Consider the following 13,756-nt stretch of genomic DNA (forward strand, 5'->3'; position numbering starts at 1 on the left):
TTATTCTCATGAACGTTCTGCCCCAAAACTGTGTTTATCCATGTCAATCAACGCCTGTTCGATTGCCGCCAGCCGTTGTAATTTTGCATCACCAATGTGCTGTAATTGCCGCCCCAGATCGGGAATGAATTGACCCGCGGTGACTCCCGGCGGTGAGGTTAGCCGTGTACTTTGGGCATCACCAACATTAACCCCCTTCCAACTGCCGCTGGAGAAGACCTCCATGGGGGTGATTGAAGGCAGATTGATCCCCGAGAACAAGCCGGACAAGGCTGATGTCCCGCCTAACGCCCCACCTGAATTAAAGCTGGGGAATGACCCGAGCGAACTGTCAAAATGGTTGGTATCGCCGACGTAATTACCTTGCGCAAAGGTACCGGCTATCTGGCCGACCGGCATGATGCCAGCTTGTGGTTGACGTTGCGAAGCGTGGAAAATAGTCGATGTTATCGTCGCCGTATTGGCGACTTGGCTGCTGCCGACAGTGCCAAGCGAGGAAGAAGAAAATATTGCCCCGAGCGTGACGGACGAATCTTGTGACTCTCCCTGCGTAGAGATGATCAGATTGGTCTGTGGCCTGCTTGTGGATAAGGATGTGCTGTTACCCAGCCTGAATTCAGGATCTCCGCCATCTACTTCTGCTGGGACGCTGATAATCGACAATGTGAATGTCGTGTTCACTGACGTGCTGCTGCTGTCGGTGGCGGTAACGCGGATCGACAGGTTACCGACATCGGCATTGCCCGGCGTGCCGGAGAAGGTGCCGGTGGCGGCGTTAAAGGTCAGCCAGGCAGGCAGCGCCGAGCCATCGGCCAGCGTGGCGCTGAGCGTCAGGGTGTCGCCGATATCGGGATCGGTAAAGAGTCCCGGCGGCAGGGTGAGGTTCAGGCCGCCGCCCTGTGCAATCGTCTGTGGCGGAACGGTGCCGGAAACCACGGGCGCGTCGTTGACGTTGGTGACCGTCAGGCCAAAGGTAGTGCTGACGGAGGCGTTGCTGCCATCGGTAGCAGTCACGCGGATCGACAGGTTACCGACATCGGCATTGCCCGGCGTGCCGGAGAAGGTGCCGGTGGCGGCGTTAAAGGTCAGCCAGGCAGGCAGCGACGAGCCATCGGCCAGCGTGGCGCTGAGCGTCAGGGAGTCGCCCGCATCCGGATCGGTAAAGAGTCCCGGTGGCAGGGTGAGGTTCAGGCTGCCGCCCTGTGCAATCGTCTGTGACGGAACGGTGCCGGAGACCACGGGCGCGTCGTTGACGTTGGTAACCGTCAGGCCAAAGGTGGTGCTGACCGAGGCGTTGCTGCCGTCGGTGGCAGTCACGCGGATCGACAGGTTACCGACATCGGCATTGCCCGGCGTGCCGGAGAAGGTAGCGGTGGCGGCGTTAAAGGTCAGCCAGGCAGGCAGCGCCGAGCCATCGGCCAGCGTGGCGCTGAGCGTCAGGGTGTCGCCGATATCGGGATCGGTAAAGAGTCCCGGCGGCAGGGTGAGGTTCAGGCCGCCGCCCTGTGCAATCGTCTGTGGCGGAACGGTGCCGGAGACCACGGGCGCGTCGTTGACGTTGGTGACCGTCAGGCCAAAGGTGGTGCTGACCGAGGCGTTGCTGCCGTCGGTGGCGGTGACCTTGATGGTCAGGCTGCCCACATCTCCATTGGCCGGTGTGCCGGAGAAAGTGCCAGTGGCCGAGTTAAACGACAGCCAGGCTGGCAGCGCAGCGCCGTCCGCCAGCGTAGCGCTGAGCGTCAGGGTGTCGCCGATATCGGGATCGGTAAAGGTGCCGGCCGGTACGATAAAGCTGAAGCTGCCGTCTTGTGCAATCGTCTGTGGTGGAATGGGGGTGGAAACCACAGGCGCGTCGTTGACGTTGGTGACCGTCAGGCCAAAGGTAGTGCTGACGGAGGCGTTGCTGCCGTCGGTGGCGGTGACGCGGATCGACAGGTTACTGACATCGGCATTGCCCGGTGTGCCGGAGAAAGTGCCAGTGGCCGAGTTAAACGACAGCCAGGCTGGCAGCGCAGCGCCGTCCGCCAGCGTAGCGCTGAGCGTCAGGGTGTCGCCGATATCGGGATCGGTAAAGGTGCCGGCCGGTACGATAAAGCTGAAGCTGCCGTCTTGTGCAATCGTCTGTGGTGGAATGGGGGTGGAAACCACAGGCGCGTCGTTGACGTTGGTAACGGTCAGGCCAAAGGTGGTGCTGACCGAGGCGCTACTGCCATCGGTGGCGGTGACCTTGATGGTCAGGCTGCCCACATCTCCATTGGCCGGTGTACCGGATAAGGTGCCAGTGGCCGAGTTAAACGACAGCCAGGCTGGCAGCGCAGCGCCGTCCGCCAGCGTAGCGCTGAGCGTCAGGGTGTCGCCGATATCGGGATCGGTAAAGGTGCCGGCCGGTACGATAAAGCTGAAGCTGCCGTCTTGTGCAATCGTCTGTGGTGGAATGGGGGTGGAAACCACAGGCGCGTCGTTGACGTTGGTAACCGTCAGGCCAAAAGTGGTGCTGACGGAGGCATTGCTGCCGTCGGTGGCGGTAACACGGATCGACAGGTTACCGACATCGGCATTGCCCGGCGTGCCAGAGAAGGTGCTGGTGGCGGCGTTAAAGGTCAGCCAGGCAGGCAGCGCGGAGCCGTTGGCCAGCGTGGCGCTGAGCGTCAGGGTGTCGCCGATATCGGGATCGGTAAAGGTGCCGGCCGGTACGATAAAGCTGAAGCTGCCGTTTTGTGCGATGCTCTGGTCGGTCACGGGGGTGGAAACGACCGGGGGAAGATTATTATTATTAATCGTCAGCCCGAATGTGGTACTGACTGATGCATTACCGCTGTCGGTGGCGGTTATCCGGATGGTCAGGTTACCCACATCGTTACTTCCCGGTGTGCCGGAAAAGGTCCTGGTGGCGGGGTTAAAGGTCAGCCAGGCAGGCAGCGCCGAGCCGTTGGCCAACGTGGCACTCAGGATCAGGGTGTCGCCGCTGTCTACGTCAACAAACGTACCGGATGGCACGGTGAAACTGAACACCGCATCTTTTGTCGCACTTTGACCACTGACTGTGTTGCCGACAGTGGGCGCATCATTGACGTCGGTCACGACCAGCGATGCCTGCGCACTATTGGTAGAGAACGCGCTGCCGCCGCCGGAGGTTGAGGTATCCGCCAACCCCTTGCTAGCCCCCGCTGTTGCCGTACCGCTGGTCTGATCCCACGCTTTGAAACCTAACGTTGCGGTTTCACCGTTAGCGCTGTCTGGCACATAGCGAATCTGTGCCGTCGAACTGAGCAAAAGTGCAGATGAACCTGATACCGTGCCGACATTAAACCAGTTGGCCCCGCTGTCGGTGGAATATTGCCAGCCACCATTCCCCACTGTCGTGGTAATGGCGATACCGCTGGAAGCGCCGTTGTCTACATCGCCATAGCCGGCATTGCCGAGCAATGAGGATATTGTAGTCGCGGCAGATGTCACATCTTCAGTCGTCGGTGTCAGCGTCACTGTGGTGCCGCTGGATAAGGTCGGCGCATCGTTGACGTTACTCACTGCTAATGTCGCCTGCGCACTGTTGGCGGAGAACGCACTGCTGCCACCAGTCGTCGAGGTATCTGCCAGCCCTCTGGTCGCACCTGACGTTGCGGTGCCACTGGTTTGATCCCACGCTCTGAAACCTAACGTTGCGGTTTCGCCGTTAGCGCCGTCTGGCACATAGCGAATCTGTGTCGTCGAACTGAGCAGAAGCGCCGATGAACTGGATACTGTGCCGACGCTAAACCAGTTGGCTCCGCTGTTCGTTGAGTATTGCCACGTCCCGTTGCCAGTGAGCGCCGTTAGCGCGATACCGCTGACGGCACCATTATCCACATCCGCGTAACCTGCCGCGCTCAGCAGCGACGATATCGATGTGGACGACGAGGTGACATCCTCCGTCGTGGTGGTCAGCGTCACCGTGGTGCCGCTGGATAAGGTCGGCGCATCGTTGACGTTGCTCACCGCCAGCGACGCCTGCGCACTGTTGATAGAGAACGCGCTGCTGCCGCCAACGGTCGAGGTATCTGCCAGCCCCTTAGTCGCCCCATTGGTTGCTGTGCCGCTGGTTTGATCCCAGGCTCTGAAACTGAAGGTGGCGGTTTCGCCATTGGCGCTGTCCGGCACGTAGCGAATCTGTGCTGTCGAACTGAGCAGCAGCGCCGACGAGTTGGACACCGTGCCGACGCTAAACCAGTTGGCTCCGCTGTTCGTCGAATATTGCCACGCTCCGTTGCCGGTGAGCGCCGTCAGCGCGATACCGCTGACGGCGCCGTTGTCTACATCTGCGTAACCGGCAGCGCTCAACAGCGACGATATCGATGTGGACGACGAGGTGACATCCTCCGTCGTGGTGGTCAGCGTCACCGTGACGCCGCCGGATAACGTCGGCGCATCGTTGACCGGCGTAATAGTGAGTACCGCCTGATTGCTGCCGGCGCTGTTTAGCGAACCGTCATTGAAGGTCCAGTTCAGGGTGACGCTGGCTGGCGGATTGTCGGAACTGTTCGCATAGGTCAGGGATTGCAGCACCGCGTCAACGATGACCGAGGTCGCGTTGCTGTTGAACGTCAGCGTCAGTGTCCCGTTCGAATTGGTGGTGACACTGCCCATCGCCGTGCCGTTGTATGTGAAATTTTGCCCTTGCGTCAGCACTCCCAGCAAACCGCTGTTGCCGAAAATATCATTGCTGTTGGCTCCGCCATTACGGGCGATGGTAATCGAGGAGCCGTTATAGTTGCCCAGTCCGCTGTTCAGTGCATCCAGTTCGGTGTCGGCGACCGTGACGTCGTTGTCTATCACCACTGCACTGCCGTTCTCTGTATAGGTGGCTCCGCCGTTTAGGTTGCTGAATACCGGCGCGGTATTGGAGGTCGAAGTAATCGACGAACTGTTGACCGCCGTCAGGCTGCCCGAGATGGCCCGCAGCGCCAGCGTATTGGTGCTGCCGCTATTGGTGTACTGGATAATAAGACCGGTGTAGGTGGCAATTCCCCCAGAGGGCGTCAGCGTTACCGTCGAGCCGTTGACGTCCTGATCGCCGGAGGTGACCGACAGACTGTTGACGGTGCCATCAACGGTGCCGTCGTTAGGATCGGTCACCGAGAGCGTGATATTGGTGGTGTAATCCTGATCCACCATGCCATTGGCATCGACTGCCCGCACTACCGGTACCGTGCTGAAACTGGTGCTTTGCCCATCCTGAATGGTGACGGGCACCGGTTGGGTGGAAAAAACCAGCCTTGTTGCGACCACGTCCGGATCGATTGATGTCGAGACGGCGTTGACCAGACTGCCAGACGCGGCGGTGAGGACAAAGTTGGCGTCGGCGTCGCTGGCAGAGGTATATTTCACGCCGTTGAAAGTAGCGATACCGTTTGATGCCGTCACTGATGTGGTGCCGGTCAGCGAGCCGCTGCCATTTTCGCTCAGCGTGACGGTGCCGCTGAAATCAGTATCGATATTGCCGCGATCGTCAACAGCGATCACGATGGGCTGGGTGGTAAAGTTAATGCCGCTGACCACTGCGGTGGACGGCGACTGGCTGTAAATCAGTTTGGTTGCCGCCACATCAATGCTGGCGCCGCTGCCATTGGTCACATTGGCCTGGCTGCTGGCAAAGGTGGAGCTGCCTGACCCGGTAGTAAAATTATTGGCATTCACCGACAGCACCACCGTGTGGTGGTCCGTAATGTCGTTACTGCTGGTGTTGTCGTTGTAATACGCCTTGATGGTGTAAGTTTCGCTGCTGCTATTGGCAATCGACAGGCTGAGACCGGAAAACGTGATTCTGCCGGTGCTGCTGTCGTACGTACCAACTACGTTGGTGGCATCCGGGCCACTGAGCAGAAACCGCATCTGACTCAGTTCTGATGATGTCGCCGTCCCGCTGACATTGGCGTAGAACGTGCTGACGGTCGTGGCCGAACCATCTGACGTGCCGGGGTCGGTAATAGTGAAATCCAGCAGCGAAACGGCGCTGGCTGCAGAGGTGGCAGTCGTGGAGAATGTCGTCGCTTCGCTGGACGGCCCGGCAGTGACGGTCGATGTCGCATCCACCGAAGACGCGGCCCGAATGTTGTTTAACACCAGATTATCCAGGTAGTACTCGTTAGTACCTGATGTGGTAATAGTAATCGAGGAAACGCCGGCAAAATTGCTGTTAAAGCCGCTGATAGTGGTATAAGACACCGCTCCGGGGAAGAGTAGCACCCCGCTCTTATTGTCCCCACTGGTCGATTGACTGGATGAAATCGTGTAGTTCATATTCCCGACGCCATCGGCGTTCAACATATCCAGTGAAGACAAGTCAAAAATATAGCCGGGAATGCTGATGGTAAACGTCAGCGAATTTGACGAGCTGGAACCATCCGTTTGCACGTCATATATCATGCTATTGCCATCGCTGTTTAACCCAGCCAGCACGTTACCGACAAAATCGAAATGCAGGGTATGCGTCCCTTCCTGCCAGGTCTGATTATTACCGCTACCGCCGCTGGAGCCGGCTTCAAAAGTGAAGGTATCCAGCACGCGGGTATATCCGCTCTGCGTAGCCGCCGTTAACGCGAGGTCGGTGGTTATGTTGCCTACTTGCGCTTCCAACACCCAGTCGCCGTTCAACGCCGCCGACCCAGTCAGATCGGTAGATGCCGCCACATCGGCTCCGGTTAACGCGGCCAGATCGCTGATGAAAGCTTTCCCATTGATTCCTTCCGCTACATTACAGCCATAAAGCAGAATATCGCCGGCATCGCTTAACGCCTGGCCGATGGTCGTCAGGTCGGCGCTTCTGCTGGCAAGCATGCTGTCGGTTAATGTGACGTTCCCCAGCGTCAAACGGCCTTCACCACCATTGCTGATAATATGGATAGCCTCATAACCGGTATGCGTTTGCGCCCACTGCGCTATCTGGCTTAATCCATCCTTGCTGGCATCCAGCAGCACCACCTCAACCCCGTCTTTTACGCCGTGAGCCAGTTGCTGGTAATCTGCCACCGAGGTGTCAATAAACACCACTTCTTTATGCGTGGTGCTGCCCGCCATCGCAACGCTGCTGTCCGCCGAAGTCGTTGAATCCTGAGTATTGGTCTCATGCTGGTCAGACTGACTGCTGACAGTATGCGAGGCCGTATCCGCTGTCGCGGTTTGCGTCGCTGTATCTTGTGTTGTGACGGTTTGTTCAACGGTGGCAGCTACCGCACCATCAAATAGCATTCGCGCTTCCAGCATGACCCCCAGAGGCGACTCCGCGTTGAACTCAACGCCCTGTGAAACCTGACGACTTTTTTTACCCAGCCAATGACGCCACAACATAAGGATACCTTTCAGGATGTGATTTATTTACAACACAGACCAGCCCGCGTTATGCCGGACTGGTCTGTTTTTTCAGGTAATTGCCCACGAACCATCCTGTTAGTTATCAATCAGGACGCGGTGGATACAGTCCATTAGCCATAATGCAAACGGTCAGCCCTTGCGAAGGCGACTGGGTCGCCACGTTAACCACTGGCTGCGCTACCCCTGTTACGTTTACCGCCACTGTTCCGCCAGTGACTGTCGGTATCGTTATCGGGAACGACGGAATCGTTGGCGTACCCGTTACCGTACCGCCGCTAATAGACGAGGTAATGGTGCCGCTCACCGGGCCGGTAAGCGTCTGGCTAGGCCCTATAGTAGTATCGGCAGTCGCCGTAGGATTATAAATATTAGGCGCCCCCAATGCGGGTTTGGCCAGTATCGCGCCATTGGTGGGCAGCGATGCGTTACCAGCGACAGCAGACCCACCTGCAATTTTCAGCAGGCCGGAAGTCGCTGCCGTCAGGCTGTGCGTATTGGTGATGGTCTGGCCATTTACCGTTAAGCCGGTACCGGGTTTTTCTGGCACTGTAACTGTGGTCGTAGAGGTGGTTGCAGTAAAGGCCGCGATGTGGTTATGCGCGGGTAAAGGCACGGTAACATTCACCGCCGGATTACCGATTTTCTGCCCGAGGGTGACGGTCTGTAACCCGAGCCCGGTACCCGTTCCGACTGACGAGCGTCCACGCAAATCAGGTATCCCGAAGGTGGTTGAGCCGTTACCGCCGAACTGGAATCCCAACAGGGAGTACAACGCCTGATAGCTATTGATAGGGACAGTCTGACCGTTGGCTGGAAGCCAGCCGCGCGGGCAAAAAGACATAGCAAAAGAACATACGCTGCCAGTATAGGATTCGTCATTACAGGCCATGGCACTTTGAGGAATAAAAGCACCCACGGTGATAGCGGTAGTGATTGCTGATGTAACAAATAAACGCTGAATATGCCTCATACACATCCCTCCTGGAGGAATAGCAGATTTATTAATATTAATAACCAACCGTATAATTTTGATGAAAAATCAAATACTAAGGGAACAGTGGTGCTATAAAATCTGTATGACACATCAGAAATATAGCTCAGTCAGGAAAGAAAATACTACAAAAAACAACATTAATTTACAGTTACCATTCAAATGAAATAAGCAGAGAATCACATAAGTTTATTTTTCATTTATTATCAATAGGGTGGTGTGATTTATCAGTCAGCGAGAGATACCCTAAATAATTCGGGGTTCAGGACAAAAACGGCAAGGCATTTTTGAACACGGCTTGCAGCGGCTCTTTAGGGCGGGGAACTCGATGGGCCGCATATTTAAATGCAGCCAACGCACATGCAACTTGAAGGATGTCGGGTATACCTCGGGGGATCATCATAAACACCTTATGGCTATCGCAAATGTGATAGATACCCCGGCTTATCCTCGTCAAAACCCGCTTTCCCTGATCCCCAACGCGGCAACCCGACGCCATACCGCACCAAGAATGGATTCTTTTTCCCCTTCCAGAATAACGCTGCCCCGCAGAGGCTGTTGCGGCGGCAGGAATTGCTCCTCCTGTACCATAAAACGAACGCGGTACTGCGCTTGTACCGGTTGGGGATTGTGGTCGCGGTCGCGGCGCACGGCGATGGGGCCATGGCGATCGGATGCGAGCATTTCTTGTGGCAGGTAAGCGCTACCCGTGGGGGCAATCTCATGAAGCGTAACGTCAAGACGTGGGAAAGCGGGATCGTCGGCAAGGAAGATGCCCTGCATGCCTTCTTGAGTACGTATGAGTGATTCTTCAGGTATATAGCCAATCACCCGTCCCTGAGTGGGTTCCACCACGCGTAGTAATGGCATATCCGCCGTTAACCAGCGTCCTGCTGTCAGATCACGTGCCAGATCGCGTACTACACCTGCTTGCGGTGCCCGAATTGTTAAGCGTTGACGCTGTGCTGCCAACCCACGATAGCGTGCCAGCGCCTCAGCTAACTGTTGATCCATGACCTGAATTTCACTCGCCGTTTCCTGCCGTGCCGCTCCACGCTGTCGTTGCTGCTGTAACTGGGTGATACGCTGACGCTCAATGTCGAGACGATAATCCAGATCGACTGACGTGAGCTCCAGCAGAATGTCTCCGGCATCTACCCGCTGACCATCTGTAACGTGTAGCCGGTTAACCTGCGCCGGTACTGGACTGTAAAGAGTACTGACTTTCTCGGCTTCCAATACGGCAGGAATGTGGATGCTGCCACCCCATGGATAGAGCAAGATAAACAAGAAGGTCGAGCACAGCAGGGCGCTGCGCAAAAAAGCGATAGGGTGTATTGATTTGCGCATGGACCACCAGGCATAGGCTTCTTTGGCTATCGGTAGTGCGATAAACCAGACGATCTCCACCAGCATTAAACCAATGCCGATCACCTTGATAAAAAAATGGTAAACCACCAGCGCGATGCCAAAGAACAGGAAGAAGCGCCATATCCAAGAGGCATAGCCCCACACTAGCAGTTTGCGTTGCAGGGATGGAGAAAGGTTTTCCGGCGCAGGGTGACCATGACTGAACAGACTTTCCCGCAACCGCCAGCGGCAGAGCGCATAGGCGCGTTCTTGCAGATTTTCTACGCGCCAGAAATCGCTAAGTAAAAAGTAGCCATCGAAGCGCATCAAAGGGTTAAGGTTTACGACCAACGTGGTCAGCCACGTCGCGCTGGAAAGCATAAAGGCGGCCGTTCGTGCCGGGCCATCTGGCAGTAATGTCCAGGCCAAGAGTGCAATCACCGCCAACATCAGTTCAGCCAGAATGCCGCCCGCGCCGATAAGCAAACGTGCCTGACGATCCTTCAGTTTCCAGGCGTCGGTAGTGTCAGTATAAAACAAGGGAAATAACACGATAAAGGCCACACCCATGCTTTGCACACGGCAGCCTGCCCGTTTGGCCATGAAAGCATGGCCTAGTTCATGGATAAATTTGGCGAACACCAGAGAGACACCGAACACGGCCATGCCGGACAGGCTGAAGAGGTGTGGAAACGAATGGGTGTAACGTACCCAGTCTCGACTGACTAAAAATAAACCTAGCAGTAGGACGAGTGGAAAACCCCAAATCAGAAAGGGCGTGCCATAGCGCTGTAGCCATGGCCAACAGCGGTTAAGTACTGGATCGGGTCGCCACAGCGGAATACGGAAAAAAAGATACTGGTGCAGCACACTTTTCCACAAACTCGTGCGCATCGCCCGAGCTTTGCCCAGATAGCGCTGACGCTGTTCTGCATCGCTTGCCGCGACTAAATCGTGCTGGCGCAGGAACTGCAGTAGTTGCTCCAGCTCTTTCACTCGCAGCGGCAGGCCGGGTTCACTGTTGGCTGCAGCCAATATTTTCTGCGGCTGGCGCAATGGCCAATGACGCAGCAGGCGGATAGCCGAGGGAGTCAGGGTAAAATAACGCCCAGTTATAGGATCGGACAGCACCCACTGCGGGGCTCCGTTGATGCCAGGAGCCGATTCTACCAATTGAAGATCGGCGCGCAGGGGAGGTAGATGCGGATTCATAGCCCAATCGCCTGACGGATCACGGCTAGTGGGCGACGGAACAAATAAACGGCAAGGGGAACATAGTCGCCGGAAATTTTTGCCGTGCCGCGCAGGCCGATACGGGGCGGTGTATCCGTGAAGCGTGCATCCAGACGGTAGGCGAGATTGCCGGCAGGTGTCTGTTCCGACTCATAGGCGATACGTTCTAACAATGCGGCGTGCGGCGTCAGTGGATCGCTGTCCAGAAACAGAGTGATGGGTGCCTCTTGTTGCAACTGGATGGCGTCGCCAACGTCCAGCTCGATACGTAACGCGGTGAGAGCGGGGTCTGCCAACTCCATCAAACGTTCGCCGGTGCGTACCGGTTTACCCATCCAGCGCGTTGCGTCGGCAAATACCGCAATGCCATCCCGTTCGGCGCGGATTTCTGCTCGACTTAGCAAGGCATTGGCGTAATCGCGCTCCGCTCGTTTTTGTGCCACCTGAGCGGCGAGAAAGTCGAGCCTGGCTTTGGAATCCGCATCCTGAAACGCACGTTGAGAACTCGCACGGTGCTCCGCTTCGGCGACATTCAATGCACGTTCGGCCACATCTGCCTGGGCTTTCAATGTTGTGCTGTCAAAGCGAACCAGCACTTCCCCTTGACGTACACTCTGGTTCGGTAACACGGTAAAGGATTGGATCACGCCGTCCAGTGGCGCGGCGACGACACGGCCTTGATGAGGAATAACCTCGGCGGGTGCCAACACGGATTGGCGCACCGGAATGAACAGGCAAGCGAGCAGTAGCAGCGCAGGTACGACGATTTTCCACCGAGCCCGACGCCGCCAACGAGTCGTTTGCGGTTCGATAGCCAGCCAGGCGTGGCTAAAAGCCCCGCTGAGCTGCTCCGCCAGTACCTGATCGGTACTCTGCCATGGTTGCTCTCTTGCATACCAAATTGCACCGAAGGGGTTCCCCTGACGATCGTTGAGGGGGGACCACAGCACCTCGGGGGCAGACAGCGACTGCCAATCTCTACGGCTTTGTTCATCAAGCTGTGAGGCTTGAATCACTCGGCATTGAGCCAATGCTTTCTCATCGACGGATGATAACTGCGTACAGGCGCGTTCGACAAAGGCGACAAAAGGGGCGTGCGGTGCGGGTTGTGTCACGCCAGTTACGGCGCGTACCTTACCGTTAATCACGAGTGCGGCATGGCGAAAATTGAATAGCGGCTGGCTATCGTTGACGATGCAGTAAGCTAGCTCTTCTGTGCTGTTGGCTGCCCGCGCTTGCCGCTCTATGTCAAGGAAGCGAGCAAACGCAGCGGTGCTGGCAGACGTTGGTGTCGTACTCACCGCGCCTCCGAAAACTGTGCCGTTCCGCTCATTCCGGCCATCAAGGTATTGTCCGCGTGGGCCAGCGTACCAATCAGGCTCAGCGTTTGGCTACTCTCATCAATACGTGCGCCAAGTCGTGTGACCTTGGCCTGTAACGGTTTTCCGGTTTCATCCGGCGTGAAGGTAAAAACTAATCCGGGTTTGAGCACCGACAGAAGTCGTGATGGGACGAGTAAGTTGATCTCTAGATTGCGGTTATTCACCACGTCCAGCAGTGGAGCACCTTGCGCCACACTCTCAAAGGTTTGCGCACGGCGTTTCACCACTTGACCGTCGAAGGGGGCTGTGATGCGACAACGGTTGACCTGAATTTGGTAAACCTGGCTTTCTGCCTGCGCTTGTGCAAAGTGCGCGGCAGATAACGATACCGCGTGTTTCCCCACCGATTTCATCTGCGCCAGTTGCTGGTTTTGGCTCAGTTCCGCTTCTGCTGCCCGTGCGGCAGCAGAAGCGGCTGCTAATTGGGACTGATAAACAGAACAGTCAAACCGTACCAGTAGATCGCCTTTCTTGAAGGATTCCCCTTCTCTAAACGGAATTTCCACAATACGTCCAGCCAGTTCGCTGGACAGCGTGGCTTGTTCCACCGCTATCAGAATGCCGCGAGCCTGATTGTCAGTAGGCGTGAGAGAGGAGGTGTCATGAGAGGGCATTGCCAGGAGTGGGTCGCTTGTTTGCGCATGGGCCGCAAACGCGAATAAGGAAAGCGCCAGCAATTGAAAAACGTGGCGAAATATTACGTTACTGAAACCATCCACACTGACCTGCCTTATTTGTTGAGGTGTGTGCCACGTCAGAAAAGATAAAGGGACTTTCTGAATTTTCACTTATTAACGGTGCTTATTTTGGGGAATATAATCGTACAAAATGCGCTGTATTGACAACTGCAATAGAGAGCCATTCTGGTCTTAGTTTGTCGTTTTAACCCTGACTTGTACGATTTGAGACCCGATGGATATTAACGCCTGAAAATAACAGGGGCAGCGCTGCTGCCCCTATCATACGATGCTGTGATTGCCCACCTCGCGGAGAGAAGGAGATAGGCGTGCGGTTGTGGATTACTGGTGTTCTTGTTCCAGCAGGGGATCAAGTGCATCGAATTGATGCGTTTTGAGCATCTCGCGCAACTGCGCGCGGCGCTGCACCAATGCGGTGAGTGATTCAGAGATTGATGTCATAGAGTGAGTTCTTACGCTGTTGTTGAGTTATAACGCCGACAACATCGTGCTTTATCAGCAGCATGTATTGGCAGGGTTTCGGGTTGTTATCAGCTCAATATTGCAATGGCAGTGTTACACCATTGCACGAGCAAGACGTTCAGATAAACACAGGAAAACCAGAGGACTGCTGCACACAGAGTACGGGTAGGCTATCGCAAGATGTGTCATCCCTGAGTATGTACGCTACGAGTGTACTGATGTGGCTTCCTTGTACTGCGATCGGTGGCATCTAACTGATAATGGTTACCGTTATACCAACAAATTAGTGCGTA

The 13,756-nt window shown here is 56.1% G+C and carries 6 protein-coding genes; all 6 read right to left on the reverse strand.

What is annotated here, in order from left to right; all coding sequences use genetic code 11:
* Window positions 1–6: 6 nt before the first annotated feature.
* The 6 genes from NAL19_RS02600 to NAL19_RS02625 all read right to left on the reverse strand — a co-directional run bounded on the left by NAL19_RS02600 (window position 7) and on the right by NAL19_RS02625 (window position 13,442).
* Window positions 7–7,323, reverse strand: coding sequence for a putative Ig domain-containing protein (locus NAL19_RS02600; protein ID WP_263058676.1), 7,317 nt, complete (start codon window positions 7,321–7,323; stop codon window positions 7–9).
* A 106-nt stretch (window positions 7,324–7,429) separates the two neighbouring features.
* Window positions 7,430–8,317 carry a phage tail protein gene (locus NAL19_RS02605; protein ID WP_263058677.1) on the reverse strand — a complete coding sequence of 296 codons (888 nt, stop codon included), beginning with the start codon at window positions 8,315–8,317 and terminating at the stop codon, window positions 7,430–7,432.
* Window positions 8,318–8,791: 474 nt separating this feature from the next.
* Window positions 8,792–10,900, reverse strand: coding sequence for an HlyD family efflux transporter periplasmic adaptor subunit (locus tag NAL19_RS02610; RefSeq protein WP_263058678.1), 2,109 nt, complete (start codon window positions 10,898–10,900; stop codon window positions 8,792–8,794).
* The gene (locus NAL19_RS02615) at window positions 10,897–12,222 is read right to left on the reverse strand and encodes an efflux RND transporter periplasmic adaptor subunit (RefSeq protein WP_263058679.1); all 1,326 of its coding nucleotides are present in this window, start codon (window positions 12,220–12,222) and stop codon (window positions 10,897–10,899) included. The genes NAL19_RS02610 and NAL19_RS02615 overlap by 4 nt, the downstream gene beginning before the upstream one ends.
* Window positions 12,219–13,022: an efflux RND transporter periplasmic adaptor subunit gene (locus NAL19_RS02620; protein WP_263058680.1), complete on the reverse strand. Its 804-nt coding sequence runs from the start codon at window positions 13,020–13,022 to the stop codon at window positions 12,219–12,221. The genes NAL19_RS02615 and NAL19_RS02620 overlap by 4 nt, the downstream gene beginning before the upstream one ends.
* 300 nt (window positions 13,023–13,322) lie before the next feature.
* Window positions 13,323–13,442, reverse strand: a complete 120-nt coding sequence (locus NAL19_RS02625; RefSeq protein ID WP_225086774.1) for a DUF4034 domain-containing protein — start codon at window positions 13,440–13,442, stop codon at window positions 13,323–13,325.
* Window positions 13,443–13,756 lie beyond the last annotated feature (314 nt).

Origin of the sequence: Pectobacterium sp. F1-1 (genome assembly GCF_025643735.1) — a bacterium.
Lineage (GTDB): Bacteria > Pseudomonadota > Gammaproteobacteria > Enterobacterales > Enterobacteriaceae > Pectobacterium > Pectobacterium colocasium.

Excerpts from the sequence above, each read along its gene's own strand:
- NAL19_RS02600 (WP_263058676.1), bottom strand. The coding sequence starts at position 7,323 with ATGTTGTGGCGTCATTGGCTGGGTAAAAAAAGTCGTCAGGTTTCACAG.
- NAL19_RS02605 (WP_263058677.1), bottom strand. The coding sequence starts at position 8,317 with ATGAGGCATATTCAGCGTTTATTTGTTACATCAGCAATCACTACCGCT.
- NAL19_RS02610 (WP_263058678.1), bottom strand. The coding sequence starts at position 10,900 with ATGAATCCGCATCTACCTCCCCTGCGCGCCGATCTTCAATTGGTAGAA.
- NAL19_RS02625 (WP_225086774.1), bottom strand. The coding sequence starts at position 13,442 with ATGACATCAATCTCTGAATCACTCACCGCATTGGTGCAGCGCCGCGCG.